Source organism: Cryobacterium sp. Y57 (assembly GCF_002929505.1).
Lineage (GTDB): Bacteria > Actinomycetota > Actinomycetes > Actinomycetales > Microbacteriaceae > Cryobacterium.
In genome coordinates, this window is record NZ_PJJL01000070.1 from 199,974 (window position 1) to 222,540 (window position 22,567).

The window sequence follows — 22,567 nt, forward strand, 5'->3', positions numbered from 1 at the left end:
TCTGCTCATGCCGATGGGCATGGACGTAGAAGAGTGGATGGAATCCGAAAGCGCTTTCTGGAAAATGATGGATCCTGAGGTGACTTGCCGCCTCACGGTTTCGTCGTCTGAGACTAAAGTCCGCTTCTTGGATCTTCGTTTCGTGAGTGACGGTGACCTAGCGTTCAATCTAGATCCGACCGACGTGACCGGTTATCCATTCGGCCTGGAGATGGTCGCCGACAAGCCGTTCTGGCGTGGCCCTCTGTCCTCGAAGGTTTTCCAGACAGCCGCTGACACGGGCACTTTCTACGCCCCACCTGGTTCCAATTTCGTCTTCACGATCGGCTCAGCATCAACGGTGGACGGCGCAACTATTTCGAATCCTGGCGACACTCCGGCATGGCCGACACTGACTGTTTACGGTCCGGCTGTGAGCTTTTCCATCAATGTCGGAGGGTCGGTTATCTCGGCCACGTTGTCATTGGCGGCGGGTGAGAGCTTGGTGATTGATACGAATCCGACTGTGCAGGTTGCCCGAAAGTGGGTGGCCGGCGTGGGGACGATCGTTCCGTTTTTCCAGTTCTCATCGATCCAATTCGCGCAGATTCCTCGGGGCGGTTCGGTTCCGGTTGGCATTGTGCTGAACGGTGCAGGTTCCGTGCAGGTCGCTTTCTTCCCGCAATACAGAAGGGCTTTCTGATGGAATCACCATTCGTAGTGCAGATTTTCGACAAGGCGCTCAAGTGGCTGGGGAATCTTGCCGATCCGATCCGCCTGGATCTCACGCCGCAATTCAATGCAGTGGGGACGGGTGAGATCGAAGTTTCAGCGTCTGACGAGATGCTGCCGTTCATGCTGGCGAAGGGTGCGCGCTGCCGAATCACGTACAAGGGCGGGCACGAAATGTCCGGCCCGCTGCTGCATCCCAAGGGGAAGGTGGCAGCGTTCGGCACGGTCATCTTCCAAGTGGAGGACGACTACCGTCTCATGATGAACACCCTCGGCTGGGTCGCGCCGGATAAGAATCTTTCACCAGTCTCTATGAGCGACACAGCACAGTCGAATATCTATTTCAATTCAGGTGCCACCGTAACGCTCAGCAAAGCCCACTACTACCTCACACGGGTGGCGACTCTGCAGAAGGAGCCATTAAAGACCTCATATCTGTAAACATGATCGAGCGGCTTGGAAGGCCCGTCACTGTCGCGCCCAACCAGTTCCGCTTTCCCTTTCCTTACGCCTCCGATGATATTTTGCCAGTGCGAATGGCACCGCTGAATGAGGCCCTGGCGGGACTTTTGCTCGAAACCGGCTTGGGCCTCAGCTTTCAGCATGACGGTGTCTCTCCGACCATTACCGCCGATGTATGGGAGCCGACAACATGGCCTCTGGACCTGACTGTGGATTCTGCCGTGGTACTCGATGGCGACTGGTCACAGCAATACCCGACCGCAACCCGCATCGTCGTAGGTGGCCCTGGCGAGAATGTTGCACGAGCGTTCTGGGAGGTGCGCGATACGACCGGGATTGAGGATGAGTACGGCGACATCATCGAAGTATTTCGGGATGCTACGGGCTCGACCCTGAATTGGCCGGACACGCTCGCTGATCAATATCGGATCGCGAAGTATTACCTGCTGCGTGATGAAGTTTCCGCGGCTGATAAGAACGCTTTCAGGATCTACCTGAACGCGGCGGGCGCGAAGGGTCTTTCGGATGGTGCACCGACTGCTGGCCTATCACTGAGCCTCTCCGAAACGGATCAATTCCAGTACGCACCGGGCGGGTTTCGGCGTGGCGATCACATATCAGTCATGGCAAACGGCGTCCGATTCACTGATCAGATTCTGGCCGTGAATCTCACATGGGACAAGACCACGGGCGCGACGGTCACCCCGCAGGTCGGCGATCGCACTGACGACCCCGACAAGCTTTTTGCACGGGCTATCTCGCAGCTTGCCTCTGCACAACGACGACTTTCAACGAGCAGGTAGGACGACATGGCAATCACAGGATCTGGTTTCGACGGCACCATGAACGAGGCGCAATTCGCCAAGCTGATGCAGCTCGCAGCCGTGCGGTATGCGGTCGGCAGCACGGCAGATTTCGCGGCCACGCAGGTTTCGGGTGTGCGCTCGGTGTCGATCTCGGCGGGTGATGCTTATGCGCCCGGAGTGCTGACCACTTCTACCGCTGCCGAGGTTATCGCATTCTCCGCACCCGCTGCCGGACAGTGGCACCTGATCGTTCTGCGCCGCACGTGGGCGACGAACGTGTGCGAGCTCGTCGCCATTACCGGTGCCACTACGACCAGCGCCACCCCGACGGCACCGCCGACAGCCTACCCCACGATCAACACGACTCCCGGCGTTGTGGATGATCAGCCACTGTGGTGGGCGTGGTGAATTCCAGCACCACGACGGTAGCGCTTTTCGACCGGCGACCCATGCAGGTTGCGGACCAGCTAGCTGCATACAGAGGAACCCTGACCGCTCTCGGCTCGGGCTGGGTGCTGAATGAATCCGACCTCACCAAAAACAACGGCATCGTAACGGCCAACTTCATCCTGACCAAGAACGCAGCTTTCGGGAACAACGAGACGATACTCACCCTGCCCGCGGGGTTTCGGCCTGTATCGAATTCTGGGTGCGCTGCATGGCAGGGCACTGGTGGCACACCTGGGGCGTGCGGTTTGCAGCTCGGCGACGACGGCACGGTTACCGTCACCGGCCAAACGGGCAGCAACACTCAGGTCCGCATGTCACTGGCATTCAGGGCTGCGCAATGACCCGCATAATCCTCGCCGCACGCGGTGGGATCACTACCTATCACGAACAGCAGCTCAGCAACCGCAGCAGGCCGCACCGGGGCATCGATCAGGGCCACGGAAACATGACCGAGCAGGACCGGCAGATCAAGGCGCCCGCCGGGGGCGTGGTCACCGCGGTCGGCCCTGAGGGTAGCTACGGCGACCGTATCGTAATTCTTCACGACGACGGCACGACGTCGCTGCTCGCGCACCATGCCGAGCAGTTTGTCGCGGTCGGGCAGCGCGTCGCCCGGGGGCAGATCATCGCCGTCATGGGCAACTCGGGCACCCGCTATGTGCACTCGCATCAGGAATACCGCGACACTGACGGCACCCAGCTCGACCCGCTCGAACACCTCGGCTCTGCGCTCGCATCCGCCACCCTCATCGCCCTCGCACAGCCGGTCACTCGGCAGATCGGATCATCAACCATGAAGGTCATTCTCCACACCACGCACGCCTCGGACGGCTCGGGCAAGGTCACGGGGATCATGCACTACAAGGTGGGCGAGTTGACCGTGCGCCCGCTGATCACGCAGGCAGAAGTCGATGTGGCGATCAGTGTCTACGGCCCCGCGACGGCGGTGGACGATGCCCGGTTCGACAGCTTCATTTCCACGGTCAATGACAACCTCGCCGCAATCCGCGCCTGATGTGTCGGCATGCCCCAGATTCAACATGCGGCCATGATGGCGGCTTTGATTCATGCCAGCAGCCGACCAGCTGATGCCTGAGCTTTTCCCTGACTGGTTCATCGATTGGGCCGGGTCGGTCACGCTGCTCGAGCTGCTGATCTACGCACTCGCCATCGTCGCTGCCATTAAATGGGGCCGCAAATGGGGACTTGCGTTGGTGGCTGCCGCGCAAGCTTTCCTCGCATTCGCCGCGACCCTTGCGAGCATTCGTGGGCTGACAGCATTCATGGCTCGCACTGACCAGACGCTCGCGAACCAATCAGAAACGCTCGCGAGCCAGACGGAAACCCTGGCTGCGCAGGATGCGCGAATCGCGGGCATTTACCACGAGACCCACAAGAACGACGGCTCGAGCATCAAGGACGCCGGCGACCGCACAGAACTCGCCGTCGACCGGCTCGAGCGCGGCATGCTCGCCGTCTTCAAGCGCCTCGACGCCGCGGGCATCCAGGCTGCCGACGACGAAGACCAGATCCGGCAAGAACTCGAAGACACCCACCCCAAGGAGCAATACCATGACCACCACTGAACTCGCCCTCGGCGACACCATCCGCATCCGCGCCCTGGCGTATGTCCGAACTGGCGTCCCTGCACTCATCGGCGCACTGCTCACGTGGCTCGCCAGCCGCATCCTCGCCGTATTCGACTTTCTCGTCGCCGTCGATCCCGAATGGCGCACCCTGCTCTACTCCCTCGTCACAGCCCTCGTGATCCTCGCCTACTACGCCCTCGCTCGGTGGCTCGGCAACCGTTGGCCGAAGATCGAGACGCTCATGCTCGGCAGCTCCAAGACGCCGACGTACACCGCCGCATAGCCACCACCCGCACACCAATGCTCCGCTGCTTGATCCTTCACCGGATCAAGTGGCGGGGCTTTTTTCGTTGCGCGAGATCCATAATTTGCTGGCATAACGCGCAAGCATCGTTGATGTCGAGGCGTTGGGTGCGCGGCCTTGTGCAGTATGGTCAATTCTTATGGGGGATCGAGTTAAAAAAGCGCGGAGCCTTGCTCAAAACCGTTCACCGATTCAACGGATATTCACCGCGATTACTTGGCTCGTGGAATACGTTGCGTGGATACCTTCGGCTCTCGGAGGAATCGCGGCCGTTGGCGCCGCCGTCTGTTGGGCGTTCGTGGGCACCGGAGACGCCTACAACGGCACACTCTTCTGGTGGGGCATGGGCTTGTCCGCATGGACAGTGCTTACCAACATCATGTTGGAAGTTTGGAGGCACCAGAGCAGGAAATCTGAGCGAGGGGAAGCATCGCGGACGCGAAGCCTTCTCACAGACGCGCTCGTACCGATCATCGTGGACATGGCTCGGATGCCCTCCAAGACAAGACGCGTGCGTGAGATTGCGCTTGTCAGGATTGTCTCAAACGCCTGCGCCTCCATTAACGTAGCCCTCCCGGAGGGTGAGAACCTTCGGGTGATTGTCTATCGAATCGAGGAGAAGCAACCTGATGTGATGCAGCTCGTTTCAATGAATCACATTGGCAGGAGCGACAAACCGGGCAAGCTCATTGATGTTCCAAGTCATCGAGGGGCGGCGATTTTTCAGATGATCCGTCTCGGCAAGTCGCTCTTTGTAGGGGACATTGCCGTCTCGGATGAACCTGGAGTTGAAAGGAAGGGCAAGCGATACGGAACGTTCATCTCAAGTCCGATCATTGCTGATGGCAAGGCGTACGGCATGCTTTCCGTGGATTCTCCTTCGGTCGGCAGCCTGGATGAGAACGATATCGTCATCGTCGACGTGTTCGCAGGCCTCCTGGCCATCGCTTTCGCCGAGGCCGAGAAACAGTAGCGCGTGCACGTCTAGCCAACACGCAGTTCATCACCATAGAATCAAACCAACAGGGAGTCCAATGACTATCACCAGCATGCGGGTCAGTCCACGTCGAGCTCCGAGGAAGGATCTCACTAATCCTGAGGTGCTTAAAGCTCTACGAAAAGACGCCGACCGCGCCGTCCGCGACGAGCAAACTCGCAGGAACCTGCGACGCCTCCGGGCAGCGATGACGCGCTAACCACGAGCCACTAGGCCCCGCCCCTCTCACGAGGTGGCGGGGCTTTTTTGTCGTTCTTATTTGTCCTTGAGCTTCGCGTCGATCATTTCATTGATGACTTTCTCAAGGTCCGTACCAGCGTCGAGAAGTTTGCCATCAACTACATTTTGGTTGAGACCCTTAGCCAGGATGCTCGTTATCTTGCTAGACCAACTCATTTGCTATACCCCTCGATTGAGCGTTCCGTAGTTGAGACCTCAGCCACGGCCAAACCCCCATCCAATCAGGATGGGACGGCTAACGAAAGCGATGAGTTGCCCTACCTGCCCCGGCCGGCTCCCAGCGCCCTCACCGCAGGGAATGCCCCGCCCTTCTCACGAGGCGGCGGGGCGTTTCGCCTGTCCGGTACTTCCATGCCGTCGCCGACTGATTCACCGGTTTATGTGTGCAATGGTCGCACTATGCAGGCATCAAGCGCCCATATGCGCGGCGTTACCGTGAAAATGCGCAGATTCTGGCGCCGAGGGTAATCAGCCTCGGACACAGCACAAGCAGCGTTCACACTTTTCTGCGTATTGCATCAAGAATCTCGACATATCTGGACGTTATGTTCGTGACGCCATACGGTTAACACATCACAGGCAACTTGAAAATTCTTGATTCCAGAACCGGCTCCTACTCAGTAGCCGGCGAAAAGGTTCAAGGCACAGGAACAAGGACGACCGATCATGCACGGCCGATCTCACCACCTGGAACCGGCGCATGACGAAAGGCAACACACATGGACTTCACAACCGCCACCGACGCCGACCTCGACGCCGACCGCATCACCATCATCACTGAGCAGGAACGCCGGGCGAAACTGGTCGCCATCCCCGCGGAAGTCGCCAGGCTAACCAAACAGTACCGCGAACTTGGCGGCGACCAAGACGAAATAGACGCCGCGATTGCGCCGTTCAAAAAAACCTTCTAATTCCCCTGACAGCTGCACAAACTGACGCTGCGTGACGAAACCCAGTCTCTTCGGAGGCTGGGTTTTTTCGCCGTCAACGCCGCGGGATCGAAAGGGTTGATCATGCGAGACGGTGGCAGAGGGGGGGGATCGTGCAGTTCCCAGAATCCGCTACTTATTCGCTACTTTGAGATACGAATCACTCCAAATGGATACTTGTCTCTCCATATGTAATGGCCTTGGACGCCGGTATTCTCCCGCTTATTACTCATACGTCCCATTCCCTACTGTTCGCACTTCATATCAGTGGGTTCCCGGTTCAAGTCCGGGGGGGGGGACCATGAAGGGCCTGAAGCCCAGTGAAACACCGGGATCTAGTTCATCTGGGTTTATTGCTGATCACCGTAAATCATTGAAATAAACGCTGACTGACCGTGTACTTTGCGTGTACTCAACACAGACTAAATGCCCCAGCTACCGCACTGGCAGCTGGGGCATGAACGTGTCCTTCGGCGTTTTCGAGACGGCGCCTGTTGCCATGTTGGATGTCAGGGCATCACACCGGAGCGCGAGTTCCATCGTCTTTGTGGAGACAGCGCGGATGAGCTTGGCTTCGGATGGAGATGCCGAGAGCGGTTTGATTCCGTGCACGAGTGACCTGGTCGCGATCGAAGGCAACGCGTACTCGGCCGCTGCCGTGCGTATGGCCGGCCGAGAAACCGCCGAGTACACCTTCGTTGTTTGGCGGAGCGTCGGGGCTGTCGGCCTATACACTGCCCGACTGATCCGGGCGCATCGGAGAATTCGCTCGCCCGCAATGCGGCATAGTTATCGAAGGTCGTGTGTTCGCGATCGGGGACGATCGACGAACTACGGGGAACCTATGTCACGGCATGTCACGAAAACCGCATTGATCGGCCTGGCTGTCATCACCGCGTTGAGCGGATGCGCCACCTCCACTGCAGAACCGAAACCGACCACGGCGGTTGCCGTTACCGACTTCGTAACCCCCATCGAGCCGGCATGGACGATCGATGTCGACCTCGTTGGAAAACCGATCTCCCAGAACGGCTACGTCGCATCGTACGTCGCGGCCGCGGACGGCGCACTCAACGTGGTCGCGTGGGATGCTGCTACCGGCGTCGAGGTCTGGCGAGATGTTGCGGCCGTCGGTGCAACAACCCAGGGCGTCGTGGTCGACCTGGGTGGTCTGAAGTCTGGCGAAAAATCCTTCGTCACCTACCTGAGCCCGATCGTGGGCGATGACTCCGGCTGGTCCGAGCTCGTGATCGCGGAAATCGGCTCCGGCGTCTCGACGTCCATCAGCAACAACATGGTCTGGGCGACCCAGCGGCCAGCTGCCTGCGCCGATGACATCGCCGTGTGCTTCACCGGCTTTCTCGAAGCGGCCGACGACGCCGACAGAGCGAATTTTCGCATCGACCCCAAAGTCGGCACCATCGTGGCCGACACCGATGTGGTGATGCCTGCTAGAGCCCGCATGCTCAGCGACCGCCTGTTCTCCACCAATGCTCGTTCCCCCGACGGGGTGGAAGAACTCGGTTACAGCGCTGACGGTGCCGTCGCTTGGCAGCTTCCCTACAGTGACATCTTTGCTGAGGGCTACTCGAGCGACGGCGGCTGGAACTGGGACCTGTTCAGATCCGACGAGGTGCTCGTGGGTAGCGGCAGCTACTTCGACCGCGCCAGACTCGACATCGGCGAAAGAGTGATCGATCTGACCCAGACCCAAACCGTCGGCCTCGACCCCGCCAGCGGTGACTCCCTGTGGAGCCTCGACGCCACCAGCGACTGCCCGGCGAGCTCTATTGGCCCCGAACTCATCGACGACGTCCTGCCTCTGTGTCGCTACAATTCTGGCACGATGACCTACGCCCTGCGTGCCGACGGCATCAATTTCGAGACAATCTACGCCGACGTCGACATTGATCTGCTGGGCATGGACCCACTCTCCGGCGAAGTCGAGTGGACCTTGGCGCTGGGCAGCACCAGCACCGAGTCAGGCGCCAGTGCCATCTTCTTCGAAACCGGGTCCGTGATCCGGGCGGTCAACGTGGCCGGCGCGGTCAGCCTGGTCAATGCGCTGACGGGCGACGTCACCGATCTGCCCGACGGCGCAATCTTTGCCTGTGGCCAGCACCGCGACGGATTCGAGGCCTTGCAGCATAGCAGCGGAGACGTGGTTGCGTATGGCGCCGGGCACGATGGATTCCCGTGCACGAGTGACCTCGCCGCGATCGAAGGCACCGCCTACTCGCCCGGCGCCCTGCGCATGGGCGGTCTGGAGACTGGCGAGAACACCTTCGTCATCGGTGGAGCGTCGGGGTTGTCGTCTTACACGCTGCTGGACTGAACCTGAGGTCGCGCCCGCCTCATCCGCTCACCGAGACGTGAGTCAAAGAGCGGCCGGCCGGCTCGGAAGATTCGATAGTGAATGTGACGGATTCTCAGTCCGTCGTGGATAGTGGAGACTACGAGGTAGACCAATATCGACGTTATCTAATGGGGCAGACGATTATTTTCAAGGATTCAACATATTCGCTCATCGGCCTCAGTCTTGCGGGCATGATGGCGCTCGGGCTTACAGGCTGCGCAGCCGCGCTTACGGGCGAATCGGCCGCTGAACCAACCATTATTTCGCCCAGTGAAGCGACAGTGAAAATCGGCTGCTCAATGGCAAACCCCGGTGACTACGGAGACGTGATACCCCTCGAGGACGTCACCGACGAATACGGTGCCTACTGTCACACCACCATTGACCCCGACTCAGACGCGCTCGTCTACGACGCGTCTAAGGTCGATCTGTCTTCTCTGGTTGAATTCGGCTTCACAGGAGAAGACGCGGCAAATGCCCAACAGAACGCAGTGAGATTTGTTGCGGAAGAAGCTCTCGATTCTCCGATATTGGATAGTAAAGACCCCGAGGCGTTGAACACTTGGGTTGAGGCCAACAAGAGCCTATTTTCTGGTGATTGGGACGTAGCTGCGACTTCCGGCGTTGTTTACAACGGCTCGCTTCCCGTTCTTATTCGTGATGGCGGTCCGCGGGCAGAAGAGATCACTGTTGCCGTGAAGGAGATCTTTGCGAAAGAAAGCACACTCACCCCGGGATACGGGATTCTGGTCGTCAAGACCGAGAATGTTGCGAAATACCGAATGTCTGATGAGGCCGCGACGGAATACATGATGTCAGAAGACGAGTCTATAACTCGAGAGGCACTACACGCTAAAAGCCCAGATCTTGTCGAGGGGGTGGAGAACATTCTTATCGTGGTGGCAAATTGTGGCTTTGGTTACGACGGCAAAGGCAAAATTAGCGGAAATTCCTACATGTATAGTCAGGCCCCCGTTACTCTCAACAACAACGGATAACGGGACGCAATCAGGCGCGAGTTAGGGCGTCCAGGCCGGCGAGGGGCACGAGGCCTCCAGCCTGGCCACCAGCATCGGTCAATCGTGCCAGTCTGATGTCGTTGCGCCCGCCGCGGGTCGAGGAGCTGGTACAGTTTACGACGGGTTCTCGACCCACAGGAGTACCGGTGGGGTCGCACATCGATATCGTCGTGGCTCTGAAATTAGAAAGGCACCGCCGGTGCCCGGCACTCATACGAATGCGCAGACTATGACGTCGAGAAGCCGAGCCCGCTTCCTACGGCGTTAGCGGGCAACATGTAGCGTGAGCGACGCTGGGCGGAGAATGGTCGCGAGCCGAGCCTGCCGTTCTTCGGTGAACGGTGGCGCTGTCGCAAGGTTGCGTGCTACCCACGCGGCCGTGGTCGTGTTAACGCCAACTGAAAACAGGGCCAGAAGTGACCTTGTTTTCAGTCGGCGTTAACAACTGTTCGTCATCCGTCGGGTGCTTTACCTATGAAGGCCGTAACCACACCTATTCAACAGGCCCAGCGCCACCGTTGCACAGATATCGGTGGCCGCTCGTTGCTTCATCAGGATTGGCGGGACTATCGTTTCAGCTAGCCAGCGTTGTCCTCGGCTTCATGCTCTACGCAGTGGCTATGACTTTCTGGGGCTGCTCGTTGCTCGGTACGGCAACACCAACAGGAGTGAGCCTCGTATGAGCAATCGCACAGATGCTCCGTTATCGCTCACGATTTTCGGGCTCTTCTTCATTGGCCTCGGAGTGTGGACTGCCCTGTCAGGCAGCAACATCTGGCTAGCGGCTGGATACGCCGGCCTGGGTATCACTCAGGCGGTCTGCTTCGAGCGTCGTTACCTTCGAAAACGACGAGTATAAAAGTGAACTTCGCCGCGTCCTCCACGGTTTACGCGAGCCAGCGGCCTGGGTCGGCGTTTCTTTGCCGCATTTGATGCGAACGACACGACTGGGTGCGCGGCCCTCTTCATCCCGCGGCTGGTTGACGCCACGCTCGCATCGACGCCGGGGAAGCGCACAGCGAATCCCTGAACGACAGTGACCGGAACCGTGATGCTCGACTATTCGCGCGCTGCGCGCCGCACCGACGCGTCATGTTCGGTGTGTGCGGCATGGAGAAGTTCCATCAGTCCAGCCTTGTCTTTGGCCAACGTCTGATATTTGGGCCGGAGTGCGCGGAGGGATTCTTCCTCCCGGGTCAGGGCCGCGTACACGCGGATGCGTTCGGTGTGGTCCTCGGTGTAGTCGAGGTCCAAATAGTTGATTGCGTGGCGTCGGGCGTTGGCGATAATGGTCTGCGCCCGGCCGGCCGGGCTGAGCAGAGACGCGAGCACCGTGACCACGAGCACACCGATGATGACGGTCAATGAGAGAGCTGTACTGATTTCGAATACCGGTACCGGTTCACCGCCGTTGATGAAAGGCAGGTTGTTCTCGTGCAGGGCGTGGAGGATGAGCTTCACGCCGATGAAGGCGAGGATGGACGCAAGACCGAAGGAGAGGTAGATCAGTCGGTCCAGCAGGCCGTCGAGCAGGAAGTACAGCTGTCGGAGCCCGAGGAGCGAGAACGCGGTGGCGGTGAACACGATGTAGACGTTCTGCGTCAGGCCGAAGATGGCGGGGATCGAATCGAGAGCGAACAATAGATCGGTACCAGCGATTGCGACCATGACGAGCAGCATCGGGGTCAGCGCTCGCTTGCCCTCGTGCACGGTGAAGAGTTTGTCTCCGTCGTAGTCCGGACTGGTGTGAAAGATTTTGCGTGCGATTCGCACCATGAAGTTTTCAGATGATCGGGACTCTGAACTCTCCGGTTTGAGCATGTTGCCCGCAGTCATCAACAGGATGATGCCGAAGAAATAGAACACCCAGGCGAATGAATTGATCAGCGCTGCGCCCAGGAAGATGAATCCGGTACGGGCGATGAGCGAGAAGGTGATGCCGAACAGCAAAACCTTTTGTTGGTCTTCGCGCGGGACTCGGAAACTCGTCATGATGATGAGAAAGACAAAGAGATTGTCGACCGACAGCGCTTTTTCGGTGATGTAGCCAGCGAAATACTCCGCACCCGGGGTGGCACCGCCCACGATGAGAACGCCCAGCCCGAAGAGGATGGCAATTCCCACGTAAAGCGAGGACCAGATCGCTGCTTCCTTCAAAGTCGGCGCATGCGCCTTGCGTACGTGAAAGACGTAGTCGAAAGCAAGGAGCGCGATGATAGCCGCGACGGTCAAGATCCAAGCGAGGGGCGAAACATCCATTTTTGCTGCTTTCAGTCAATGACGGGCCGCATTCGGACGTCCAGGGAAGAAGTTCTCTTCTCCAACGGTGGTACCGAGACTACGTGAGCCGGTCGCTCGGGGCGACAGTTTGCTTACTGGTTGTTCTTATACCAAAGAACGGATGCCGGCATCAGTTTCTCGAATGCTTGCGGATCAGAAAATTCACGTCGATAGACTGGCTCACGTTCACCCCTACTCAACCGCATCGACGCGGAAAGGTCTTCTATGCCCCGCACGGATTCGATCGACAGCATCTCGGGCGAGAGCACGAGAGTAGAGCCGAGTGTTGGCGCCGCAGCACCTGCAGCCGCACCGCTTAATTGCGACGGAGACGTGCTGCTGCAGCGCGATGGATCGCTCGCCCACATCATCCTGAACCGGCCGCAGGCGCTCAACGCGCTGACGCACGGCATGATCCGCGCTATCGCCACAGCCCTCACGGAGTGGGCCGACGATCCCGCCGTACACACCGTTCTGCTGACCGGAAGCGGAGATCGTGCCCTCTGTGCCGGCGGTGACATCGTCTCGATCTACCGTGACGCCCGCACCGCTTTCGGCGGTGACCCCGACGAGAACGCTCGATTCTGGGCAGATGAATACACGCTCAACGCGCAGATCAAGCGCTACCCCAAACCATTCGTCGCCCTGATGGACCGCATCGTGCTCGGCGGGGGAGTCGGGCTCTCCGGTCACGCCTCCTTCCGCGTCGTGACCGAACGCACCCGACTCGGTATGCCCGAGACCACTATCGGCTTCGTGCCCGACGTCGGCGGAAGCTACCTTTACTCGCGTATACCCGGTGAACTCGGCACCCACCTCGCCCTCACCGCCGCGACCATGACCGGCGCCGATGCGATCGCGCTTGGCCTCGCCGACAGCTTCGTCGACTCGGCCCGGCTCGATGGTCTGGCCGACGCCCTCAAACGGATGCCCGCTGCCGACGCCATCGCCGAGCACGCCGCGACGATCGTCCCCCCGGGGCCGCTCCTGACCGAGAGGCCCTGGATCGACGAGTGCTACGCCGGTGACGACCTGCCCGTGATCATCGACCGGTTGCAGAAATCATCCATTCCGGCTGCCCGCGCAGCAGCTACCGCGATTCTGGCCAAGTCGCCGACCGCCGTCACGGTCACTCTGGAGTCGCTCCGCCGCGCGCGGAACCTCGGCACCCTCGAAGAGGTGCTCGAACAGGAATACCGGGTGTCCCTGCGCATGGTGGCCGGGCACGACGTGATCGAGGGGATCCGTGCGCAGGTCATCGACAAGGACCGCACGCCCCGGTGGCAGCCGAGCACCCTGGACGCTGTCAGTGACAGTGACGTGCACGCGCACTTCGCGCCGCTAGGCGACCGCGAACTGCGTTTGCCGCGCCCACGCGACTGCGAATCCACACCGACCACCGAATGAAAGGCCACCACGTGAGCGACAGCACCCCAACCACTGCACAATCAGATACCTACGACAACATCCTGCTTGACCGGCACGGCCGCGTCGGTGTCATCACTCTGAACCGCCCGAAGGCACTCAACGCTCTCGACTTCGCCACCATGCAGGATGTCGTCGGTGCCGCCACCCGGCTCGATGCCGACCCCGAGATCGGTGCGATCATCATCACCGGTTCGGAACGCGCCTTCGCGGCCGGCGCCGACATCAAGGAGATGTCGACGATGAGCTACATGGACATGTATCTCGCAGACTGGTTCGCCGGCTGGGACCGACTCGCCGCCGTGCGCACGCCGGTTATCGCCGCCGTCTCCGGACACGCCCTCGGCGGCGGCTGCGAACTGGCCCTGATCTGCGATTTCATTATCGCCTCCGACACGGCCAGCTTCGGCCAGCCCGAGATCAAGCTCGGCGTCATCCCGGGTATGGGCGGGTCCCAGCGTCTCACCCGCGCGGTCGGCAAAGCCAAGGCGATGGAGATGATCCTCACCGGCCGCTCCATCGGCGCGGTCGAAGCCGAACGCGCCGGCCTCGTCGCCCGCATCGTGCCGGCTGCCGACCTCATGGCCGACGCACTCGCCACTGCCACCGACATCGCCGCGAAATCGGCGCCGATCGCCATGCTCGCCAAGGAAGTCGTCAACGCGGCATACGAGTCGCTGCTCAGCGGCGGCATCCACTTGGAACGTCGCCTGTTCCACTCGGTGTTCGCCACCGATGACCAGAGCGAGGGCATGGCCGCCTTTGTCGAGAAGCGGCCACCGGTTTTTACGAACCGCTAACGCCCCGGCTTCCAGCTGTACTCGTTCTCGGGCCGTCCCGGCGTGCCGTAACGGGCAGCGCGCAGCACCAGGCCGGAGTCAGCGAGATACTCCAGGTAGCGCCGTGCCGTCACGCGCGAGAGTCCGAGCGGCTCCATCAACTCACTCGCCGACACGGGCATGGCCTGCGCCTGAAGGTACCTGACCACCGGGTTCAGGGTCGATTCCGCCAGCCCCTTGGGCCGGGGAATATCGGTCGGCGCGCGCAGGCTCGCGAAGGCATGATCGACTGCCGACTGCGTCACGACGGATGCCTGCCCGTGCAGTTCCGCACGAAAGTCCCGGTAACTGGACAATTTTGTCGCGAAGGTCGAATAGGTGAACGGCTTGATCAGATACTGCACGATGCCGGCCGCGATGGCTCCGCGCACGTTGTCAAGGTCACGCACCGCGGTGATGGCGATAATGTCTGTGGCGAGGCCGGCCGAACGGATGCGCCGACTCACGTCGAGCCCGTGGCCGTCGGGCAGGTTCATGTCCATCAGCACCAGGTCGATCGGCGTTCCGGCCGAAGCAGCCGCTGCGACGCGACGAAACGCGTCCTGCCCGGTGCTTGCCGTGCCGGCGAGCTCGAAGCCGGCCAGTCGACCCACATAGACGGCATGAGCCTCGGCGGCGAGCGGTTCATCCTCGACGACGAGCACGCGAATGACCGGGAGCGCGGCCTCAGTCATGATGGACCTCCACCCGGGTCAGCTCTGAACGCGTTTCGGCCGGAATCGTCACCGTGAAGACGGCGCCCTCCCGCTGCCCGATGGTGAGCGTGCCGCCGAGGCGGGTCACCGCCTGCCGCACCAGAGCCAGGCCGAGACCACGGCCGCCGCTCGATTGGCTCGGCACTGGGATGCCTGTTTCGTGACCGTCTGTGTCCGTGCGGTCTGTGTGCGTGAGGCCGGCATTTTTGGTGCTGAAGCCGAGTCGAAGTACGTGGTCGATAATGTCGGGCGCTACGCCACCGCCGCTGTCGGCGACCTCGATCACGACGGCCTGCTCAGTAGAGGACACCGTGACAGAGACGTGACGAGGGTCCGGGCCGGCGGCCGCCGCGTCGAGTGCATTGTCGACCAGATTGCCGAGCACGGTCACCAGGTCCTGAATCGACAGCCCGGATCGGGTGAGCGTGCCGGAAGCCGTGACGGTCAGGGCGATTCCCAACTCATTAGCCTGCGCCGATTTGCCCATGATCAGGGCGCTGATCACCGGTTCGTCCACCGAACCGACCATCTCATCGGCGAGCTGCTGGCTCAGCTCGAGATCTCTCGTGGCGAATTCGAGGGCCTGATCGGTGCGGCCGAGCTCCATCAGCGAGACGATCGTATGCAATCGATTGGAATGCTCGTGGGTCTGCGCCCGCAGCGCGTCCGAGAGTGTGCGCATTGACTGCAACTCGCTGCCGAGGTTTTGCAAGTCGGTATGATCGCGAATCGTCGCCACGAATCCCATCGGGGTTGCCCGGGGCCCAGTCGCCGAGGTTGATGAGGCTATGGCGGGTTCCTGGCTGACCACGAGCACCCGCGTGTCGGTGACGTGAATCTCATCGTGCGCGGTGCGGCCGCTGCGCAGCAACTCGCCGAGGCTCGGCGGCAGACTCAATTCGGTAAGGGTGGGTGGCCGCTCGTCGCTGCCCGCAGCCGGCCGCGGCGGAATGCCGAGCAGGCGCGCGGCCTGATCGTTGTACAGAACGAGATCGCCGCGCAGGTCGACCAGCACAAGCCCCTCACGAACCGAGTGCAGTACCGAATCGTAATAGACGAATAGTTGCGCGAGACGTTCCGGTCCCCAGCCCAAGGTCACCCGGCGTAAGTAGCGCCCGAGCAGCCAGGTAACCACTGACCCCGAGGCGAGCAGTCCGAGAGCCAGACCGAGCACAGAGGGCAACCGGGCGTTCAGGGCGATCGTGATGTTGCTCGTGGTGGTGCCCACCGCGACGAGCGAGCGCACGGCGCCGTCGGCATCCGTTACCGGCACCACGGCACGAACGGATGGCCCGAGCGTTCCCGTGCTGATTTCGGTGAAGGAGGTTCCGGACAGAGCCGGCTCGATGGCGCCGATGTAGTCCCGGCCGATCTCTGTGTCGGTGGGGTGGGTCCAGCGAGTGCGGTTTGGAGCCATGATCGTGATGAAATCGAGCCCCGCGTCGGCGCTCAGCTCGAGCGCGTAGGGCTGTAACGACGCGCTCGGGTCGGCCGACCCACTGGCCGCGAGCACGAGCGGACTGTCGGCGATGGCGGTGGCGACTGCGAGCATCCGGTTGCCGGTCTCGATGTAGCCGCGATCACGCGTGTCGACGAAGAAGGCCGTTCCGACGAAGACCGTGAGCACGACGATGAACAGTGCGTGCGCGAAAAAGAGCCGTCGAGCGATGCTCCATTCCTTACGCACAGCCTGCCTCTTTCGTGACCTCGTGAACAATATGACCGCAACCGTGCGCGAGCGGGCTGCGTCGACCAGTGTGGAACGAATTGCACCGACCGGAGCCCCTGGTGGACCAGGTTAAGCCTAGACATAGGAGTCTGACATGGCATCGACGCCATCAACCCGAACCAAACTTAACAAATCCGGCAAGCCGAAGAAGAGAATCGACTCATCCCACTACCTCTACATGGCCGTCATCGTCGCGGTTATTCTGGGTATCGTCGTCGGATTGGTCTGGGGCGGACCCGAGGGCTTCGCGGTCTCGCTCAAGCCGCTTGGTGATCTGTTCATCGCCCTGATCAAGATGATGATCGCCCCGATCATCTTCTGCACGATCATTCTCGGCATCGGCTCCATCGCCAAGGCCGCCACCGTCGGCAAGATCGGTGGCCTGGCCCTCGGCTACTTTCTGATCATGTCGACCTTTGCACTCGGAATCGGCCTGGTCGTGGGTAACATGATCCACCCGGGCGAGGGCATCAATTTGTCGGATGCCACCTTCGAGGCGACCGAATCGGCCGACACCAAATCGTTCCTGCTCGGGATCGTGCCCGCTACCCTGTTCTCATCGCTGACCAGCGGCAACATTCTGCAGACGCTGCTCGTGGCGCTCATCGCCGGCTTCGCGCTGCAGCGCATGGGCCCGGCCGGTAAGCCGATTCTCGAGGGAATCGCACACGTGCAAGCCCTGGTCTTCCGCATTCTGATCATGGTCATGTGGCTTGCCCCGATCGGTGCGTTCGGTGCGATCGCCGCGGTCGTCGGTGCCACCGGCATCCAGGCCGTGATCAGCTTGTTCACGCTCATGGCCGCGTTCTACATCACCTGCATCATCTTCATCGTGGTCATCCTGGGCGGCCTGCTCAAACTGGTCACGGGTGTAAACCTGTTCAAGCTCATGCGCTACCTCGGCCGGGAATACCTGCTGATCGTGTCGACCTCGTCGTCCGAAGCTGCCCTGCCGCGACTGATTGCCAAGATGGAACACCTCGGCGTCTCCAAGCCCGTCGTCGGTGTCACCGTGCCCACCGGTTACTCATTCAACCTCGACGGCACCGCGATCTACCTCACCATGGCGTCGCTGTTCATCGCCAACGCACTCGGCCAGCCCCTCGCCCTCGGCGAACAGATCGGGCTGCTCGCCTTCATGATCATCGCCAGCAAGGGCGCCGCCGGAGTCTCCGGGGCCGGCCTCGCCACCCTGGCCGCGGGCCTGCAGGCCCACGCCCCGCAACTCGTCGGCGGTGTCGGCTTCATCGTCGGCATCGACCGCTTCATGTCTGAAGCTCGCGCGCTGACTAACTTCACCGGCAACGCCGTGGCGACCGTCATGATTGGCTCCTGGACCAAGGAACTCGACCGGGTGCAGGTTGACCGTGTGCTCGACAAGCTTGAACCGTTCGACGAGCGCACCATGCTCACGCACGGTCACGTGAGCGCGGCGGAGAGCCAGCGCACCGCCGAGCAGGCCGCGCAGTCCAAGGTTTTGGAACGCGCTTAAGCACAAATCGCGAGTATTCGACTCGCGCTACGGGTGTCGTCCGGAGAAGCCCTCCCGGGCGACACCTTTCTTTTATGCATTCTTTCGGTGGACCGAAAAGTCGGTATGTTAGGCTCATAAACGGTCTTACAACCCTTCACCAGGACGCGCACGCGTAGCCACCATTTGAGATGGAACGGCCGCATGCGTATGGTGAGGCGCTGACGGATGTGATCCCATGATCGCTCCAGCCCACGCTGATTGACGCGTCCGGGCCGCTCGGTGCCTACCCGTCCGACACGAGAGCACAGCGCTGCGTAGACCGTGAGATCGGCTACGGGGGCGTGCACCGGAGAACGCGTGACTGACAGTATTCCTCGTCCAGAATCCATAGCCGTCAAGGCAGATCACCTCTACAAAGCCTTCGGACGTCGTCCGCATGAGATCGTCAAGAAGCTCAAAGCCGGAAAGAGCCGCGCAGAGATCTCCTCTCTCGGAACGGCCGCCGTCATCGACGCCTCCTTCGAGGTTAAAACAGGCGAAATCTTCGTCGTCATGGGCCTGTCGGGGTCGGGTAAGTCGACCCTCATTCGCATGCTCAACGGCCTGTGGGAGACCACCTCCGGCTCCGTGACCGTCGGCGGCACCGACATCACGCGCGTGCCCGCCAAGGAACTGCGCGACGTGCGCCGCAAGAGCATCTCCATGGTGTTCCAGCACTTCGCCTTGTTGCCGCACCGTACTGTCATCGACAACGTCGCCTACGGCCTTGAAATCCAGGGTATGGGGCGCACGGAACGCCTTGCGAAGGCCCAAACGATCATCGACCTGGTTGGCCTGGCCGGCTGGGCCGACAACCTGCCCTCCGAGTTGTCCGGTGGAATGCAGCAGCGGGTGGGCCTCGGCCGAGCCCTCGCCGCCGACACCGACGTGCTGCTCATGGACGAAGCCTTCTCGGCCCTCGACCCGCTCATTCGCCGCGAAATGCAGGAGCAGCTCATCGAGTTGCAGGCCGCTCTCGGCAAGACGATCATCTTCATCACCCACGACCTGAACGAAGCCATGTTCCTCGGCGATCGTATCGCCGTCATGCGCGATGGTCGTATCGTGCAGATCGGCACGCCCGAGGAGATCCTCACCGACCCGGCCAACGACTACGTCGCCCAGTTCGTGCAGGATGTCGACCGGGCGCGCGTGCTCACCGCCGCGAGCGTGATGGAACCGGTGCGTTCGGTCATCACGAAGACCGCAGGCCCACGGGCGGCGCTGCGGACCATGCGCGACCTGCAGACATCCGTCACTTTTGTGCTCAACCGCGACCGCAGCTTCGCCGGTATCGTGCGCGACCGTGATGTATTGAAAATGGTCAAGGCCGGCGAGACCGATCTGCGCAGCATCATTCGTGATGACGCTAAAGCGGTGCTGCCCGAAACCGCCCTGGTCGACCTGGTCGAACCCTCGGTCGAGAGCGAATTACCGATCGCCGTCGTCGATGAGAAGAACCGCCTGCTCGGCGTGATTCCGCGCGTGACACTGCTCGCCGCCATCGGGAACGTCACGACGAATACCGGTCCACTGCCGGTGGTGATGCCGCCAGCCACCATCTCGATCAGCCAGATCACCGACATTTTGGGCGATACGGCCGATGACGTTCTCTTCAACACCGAAGGAGCGCGCGCATGACCGACTTTCGCCTTCCCCTGGGTTCCCTCATCGAATCCTTCGTCGATTACATCACCGATACCTTCGGTTTTCTGTTCGGCTTCATTCGGGCACTCTTCGACGGCGCCTACGAATCTGTGGAATTTCTGCTCGGAGCGCCGCCGTTTTGGGCGATCATGCTCGTGTTGGGCATACTCGCCTTCGGAATTCGTGGCTGGAAGTTCGCGGTCGGAACGGTCATCGGCCTGGTCGTCATCCTGGGCGTCGACCAGTGGGAGAACGCCATGGACACCCTCGCCCTCGTGCTCGTGGCGAGCGTGCTGGCGATTGTCATCAGCGTTCCCATCGGCATTCTCGCGGCCAAGTCCACGCTCGCCTCGAACATCATTCGACCGGTACTCGACTTCATGCAGACCATGCCGGCGTTCGTCTACCTCATTCCGGCGCTCATCCTCTTTCGCGTCGGAGTGGTACCCGGCATCGTGGCGACCATCATCTTCGCGATGGCCCCCGGAGTACGCCTGACCGAGCTGGGCATCCGCAGCGTGGACCAGGAAGTCGTCGAAGCCGGGCAGGCTTTCGGAGCGTCGCCGTGGCGCATCCTGCGTCAGATTCAGTTGCCACTGGCCACCCCGACCATCATGGCCGGCGTCAACCAGGTCATCATGCTCTCACTGTCCATGGTCGTCATCTCCGGCATGGTCGGAGCAGGCGGCCTCGGGGCGCAGGTCGTGGCAAGCCTCAACCGCATCGACATCGCGCTCGGTTTTGAAGCGGGACTGGCCGTCGTGATCCTCGCGATCTTCCTCGACCGCATCACCGCGTCGCTGGGCGGCAGCGATTCGCGGGGCCTCTTCGGCAGCCTCCGGCGCGCCCTGCGAGCGCGTCGGGCCACCGATGCCATGGCATGCGGTGCCGAGCCCATTCGTGCCACGCAGCCGGCCGGTGAACCAGCCCGAGTCTGACCGGCGGCAACACAGATTTACGGATGCAGCCGCATCCGTTCAACAGTGCGGCTTTGGCCGTATGCACCAAGCGTCAACCCCAGTCACCCACAGCAGGTGGCACGAAAGGAAGACCTATGAAGAACCGCTCTAGATCACGTATCAAGTCGAGCTTGGCATTGGGAGCCGTTGGTATTCTGGCTCTCACCGGCTGCGCCGCCTCCGGTGAGACCGAAACCGTCGGTAACGGCAATGAAGACAAGAAGGATATGTCGATCGCCGTGTTCAACGGCTGGGATGAGGCCATTGCCGCCTCCGAGCTGTGGAAAGCCATTCTCGACGAGAAGGGCTACAACGTCGAGCTGGAGTACGGGGACGTCGCGCCGGTGTACTCCGGTCTGTCGACCGGTGATTACGACCTCAACCTCGATGTCTGGTTACCGGTAACGCATGCGTCCTACCTCGAAGAATATGGCGACGACATCGTCGACCTCGGCGCCTGGAACGAGGAGTCGCGCAACGCGATCGCCGTCAACGCGGATGCCCCGATCGATTCACTCGAGGAACTCGCGGCCAACGCCGACCTGTTCGACAACCGCATAGTCGGTATCGAGCCCGGCGCCGGCCTGACCCTCGCGACCACGAACAACGTTATTCCGGGCTACGGCCTCGAGGACATGGAATACCTCACTTCGTCGACGGCGGCCATGCTGACCGAATTGCAGACGGCCACCGACAACGGCGAGAACATCGTCGTCACCCTGTGGGAGCCGCACTGGGCGTACAACAAGTTCCCGCTCAAGAACCTTGAGGACCCGCAGGGAGCCCTCGGCGGCGTGGAAAGTATCCATTCCTACGCCAGCACCGACTTCAAGACGGACTTCCCGCAGGCTGCGGAGTGGATCGAGAACTTCGAGATGGACCTCGACACGTTGTACTCGCTCGAGCAGGCCATGTTCGTCGATTATGACGGCCAGGACTATGCTCCGATCATCGCGCAGTGGATCGAAGACAACCAGGCGTACGTAGACGGCCTCACCAGCTAGTCACGCTTTCGCACGACGAACGGCCCGCGTCCTTGGACGCGGGCCGTTCTATTTTGCTGTGCGGGGTACGGAGTTAGGCGACGGTGAGCTCGCGCACCTGCTGCAGCCAGCCGTCGAACAGGTCGCTGTCGAAGTCGTCGACGCTTTTCAGCTTGAGCTCGCTCATCTCCGCCGACCCGCTCGCGTTGAGTTTGCCCGAGTCATCGGTGATGGCCTGGCCGCGCCAGAACAACACGGTCACAAACGTCGGGTAGGCCTTGAATCCGGCTACCGGCACGTCGTCGTCGAGCCAGACCGGATGTCCGTGCCACAGTTCCGTTGCGGTCTCGGGCAGTCCAAGATCGAACGTGGCCCGGAGCAGGACAGCGACGCTGGCGAGCGGCTCGGCGGGAACGGCAACGTACTCGTCAATATTCGACGGCTTGGTCGTTGGCTTGATCGTGATGATGGGGGCGGGTGCGGATGTCAGGGGGATAGCCTCTTTCGATGGGAGAGATCACGCCCGACACGCTGCCGGGCAATTGGTTCAGAACTCCACACTCTCACGTCAACCCCCCGGCGCGGCTGGGTAGACACTCAGGAACCGGCCCTCAGTACAAAAAAGGCACCGCCC

Annotated in this window: 23 protein-coding genes; 19 read left to right on the forward strand and 4 right to left on the reverse strand. The window is 61.2% G+C overall.

The features are described from left to right. Positions 1–13: 13 nt before the first annotated feature. The 13 genes from CXY72_RS13810 to CXY72_RS13870 all read left to right on the forward strand — a co-directional run bounded on the left by CXY72_RS13810 (position 14) and on the right by CXY72_RS13870 (position 10,722). Positions 14–682, forward strand: coding sequence for a hypothetical protein (locus tag CXY72_RS13810; RefSeq protein WP_146071185.1), 669 nt, complete (start codon positions 14–16; stop codon positions 680–682). Beyond that, entirely contained in the window at positions 682–1,152 is a 471-nt protein-coding gene (locus CXY72_RS13815) for a hypothetical protein (RefSeq protein ID WP_104128239.1), read from the forward strand. Before CXY72_RS13810 ends, CXY72_RS13815 begins: the two co-directional genes overlap by 1 nt. Positions 1,153–1,154: 2 nt before the next feature. Then, positions 1,155–1,976 (forward strand): hypothetical protein, encoded by an 822-nt coding sequence (locus CXY72_RS13820; protein ID WP_104128240.1) that lies wholly within the window; start codon positions 1,155–1,157, stop codon positions 1,974–1,976. A 6-nt stretch (positions 1,977–1,982) separates the two neighbouring features. Next, positions 1,983–2,387 carry a hypothetical protein gene (locus tag CXY72_RS13825; protein ID WP_104128241.1) on the forward strand — a complete coding sequence of 135 codons (405 nt, stop codon included), beginning with the start codon at positions 1,983–1,985 and terminating at the stop codon, positions 2,385–2,387. Further along, complete coding sequence (locus CXY72_RS19625; protein WP_158252578.1) at positions 2,384–2,770, forward strand: hypothetical protein; 387 nt, start codon at positions 2,384–2,386, stop codon at positions 2,768–2,770. Before CXY72_RS13825 ends, CXY72_RS19625 begins: the two co-directional genes overlap by 4 nt. Next, complete coding sequence (locus tag CXY72_RS13830; RefSeq protein ID WP_158252579.1) at positions 2,767–3,444, forward strand: M23 family metallopeptidase; 678 nt, start codon at positions 2,767–2,769, stop codon at positions 3,442–3,444. The genes CXY72_RS19625 and CXY72_RS13830 overlap by 4 nt, the downstream gene beginning before the upstream one ends. A 52-nt stretch (positions 3,445–3,496) precedes the next feature. Continuing rightward, positions 3,497–4,015, forward strand: coding sequence for a hypothetical protein (locus CXY72_RS13835; protein WP_104128243.1), 519 nt, complete (start codon positions 3,497–3,499; stop codon positions 4,013–4,015). Further along, the gene (locus tag CXY72_RS13840; protein ID WP_104128244.1) at positions 4,002–4,301 is read left to right on the forward strand and encodes a hypothetical protein; all 300 of its coding nucleotides are present in this window, start codon (positions 4,002–4,004) and stop codon (positions 4,299–4,301) included. The genes CXY72_RS13835 and CXY72_RS13840 overlap by 14 nt, the downstream gene beginning before the upstream one ends. A 244-nt stretch (positions 4,302–4,545) precedes the next feature. Then, positions 4,546–5,295, forward strand: coding sequence for a GAF domain-containing protein (locus CXY72_RS13845; RefSeq protein WP_158252580.1), 750 nt, complete (start codon positions 4,546–4,548; stop codon positions 5,293–5,295). Between the two features lie 983 nt (positions 5,296–6,278). Next, complete coding sequence (locus CXY72_RS13850; RefSeq protein ID WP_104128246.1) at positions 6,279–6,470, forward strand: hypothetical protein; 192 nt, start codon at positions 6,279–6,281, stop codon at positions 6,468–6,470. Between the two features lie 862 nt (positions 6,471–7,332). Further along, on the forward strand, positions 7,333–8,823 hold the full coding sequence (locus CXY72_RS13860; RefSeq protein ID WP_104128248.1) for a PQQ-binding-like beta-propeller repeat protein: 1,491 nt from the start codon (positions 7,333–7,335) through the stop codon (positions 8,821–8,823). An 83-nt stretch (positions 8,824–8,906) separates the two neighbouring features. After that, the gene (locus tag CXY72_RS13865; RefSeq protein ID WP_158252581.1) at positions 8,907–9,842 is read left to right on the forward strand and encodes a hypothetical protein; all 936 of its coding nucleotides are present in this window, start codon (positions 8,907–8,909) and stop codon (positions 9,840–9,842) included. 700 nt (positions 9,843–10,542) lie between these two features. Further along, positions 10,543–10,722: a hypothetical protein gene (locus CXY72_RS13870; RefSeq protein WP_104128250.1), complete on the forward strand. Its 180-nt coding sequence runs from the start codon at positions 10,543–10,545 to the stop codon at positions 10,720–10,722. A gap of 200 nt (positions 10,723–10,922) precedes the next feature. Here the strand turns inward: CXY72_RS13870 and CXY72_RS13875 are convergent, their stop codons facing one another. Continuing rightward, entirely contained in the window at positions 10,923–12,122 is a 1,200-nt protein-coding gene (locus tag CXY72_RS13875) for a TerC family protein (RefSeq protein ID WP_104128251.1), read from the reverse strand. Between the two features lie 246 nt (positions 12,123–12,368). Between CXY72_RS13875 and CXY72_RS13880 the strand changes: the two genes are divergently transcribed. Together CXY72_RS13880 and CXY72_RS13885 are read left to right on the forward strand one after the other, a co-directional pair. Then, positions 12,369–13,550, forward strand: coding sequence for an enoyl-CoA hydratase/isomerase family protein (locus CXY72_RS13880; protein ID WP_104128252.1), 1,182 nt, complete (start codon positions 12,369–12,371; stop codon positions 13,548–13,550). Further along, positions 13,547–14,368, forward strand: coding sequence for an enoyl-CoA hydratase (locus CXY72_RS13885; RefSeq protein WP_104128253.1), 822 nt, complete (start codon positions 13,547–13,549; stop codon positions 14,366–14,368). The genes CXY72_RS13880 and CXY72_RS13885 overlap by 4 nt, the downstream gene beginning before the upstream one ends. Here the strand turns inward: CXY72_RS13885 and CXY72_RS13890 are convergent. Together CXY72_RS13890 and CXY72_RS13895 are read right to left on the reverse strand one after the other, a co-directional pair. Further along, positions 14,365–15,081 (reverse strand): response regulator, encoded by a 717-nt coding sequence (locus CXY72_RS13890; protein WP_104128254.1) that lies wholly within the window; start codon positions 15,079–15,081, stop codon positions 14,365–14,367. The two genes, CXY72_RS13885 and CXY72_RS13890, sit on opposite strands and share 4 nt — an antisense overlap. Continuing rightward, positions 15,074–16,789: a sensor histidine kinase gene (locus CXY72_RS13895; RefSeq protein WP_104128255.1), complete on the reverse strand. Its 1,716-nt coding sequence runs from the start codon at positions 16,787–16,789 to the stop codon at positions 15,074–15,076. Before CXY72_RS13895 ends, CXY72_RS13890 begins: the two co-directional genes overlap by 8 nt. 136 nt (positions 16,790–16,925) lie before the next feature. Between CXY72_RS13895 and CXY72_RS13900 the strand changes: the two genes are divergently transcribed. The 4 genes from CXY72_RS13900 (at position 16,926) to CXY72_RS13915 (ending at position 21,954) form a co-directional block, all read left to right on the forward strand. Next, a complete protein-coding gene (locus CXY72_RS13900) occupies positions 16,926–18,323 on the forward strand; it encodes a cation:dicarboxylate symporter family transporter (protein WP_104128256.1) in 1,398 nt (465 codons plus the stop codon). A 339-nt stretch (positions 18,324–18,662) separates the two neighbouring features. Next, positions 18,663–19,985 carry a glycine betaine/L-proline ABC transporter ATP-binding protein gene (locus CXY72_RS13905; protein WP_233197837.1) on the forward strand — a complete coding sequence of 441 codons (1,323 nt, stop codon included), beginning with the start codon at positions 18,663–18,665 and terminating at the stop codon, positions 19,983–19,985. Beyond that, a complete protein-coding gene (locus CXY72_RS13910; RefSeq protein ID WP_104128257.1) occupies positions 19,982–20,929 on the forward strand; it encodes a proline/glycine betaine ABC transporter permease in 948 nt (315 codons plus the stop codon). Before CXY72_RS13905 ends, CXY72_RS13910 begins: the two co-directional genes overlap by 4 nt. A 116-nt stretch (positions 20,930–21,045) precedes the next feature. Beyond that, positions 21,046–21,954: a glycine betaine ABC transporter substrate-binding protein gene (locus CXY72_RS13915; RefSeq protein ID WP_104128258.1), complete on the forward strand. Its 909-nt coding sequence runs from the start codon at positions 21,046–21,048 to the stop codon at positions 21,952–21,954. Between the two features lie 73 nt (positions 21,955–22,027). Here the strand turns inward: CXY72_RS13915 and CXY72_RS20195 are convergent, their stop codons facing one another. Then, positions 22,028–22,429, reverse strand: coding sequence for a DUF1801 domain-containing protein (locus CXY72_RS20195; RefSeq protein WP_104128259.1), 402 nt, complete (start codon positions 22,427–22,429; stop codon positions 22,028–22,030). Positions 22,430–22,567 lie beyond the last annotated feature (138 nt).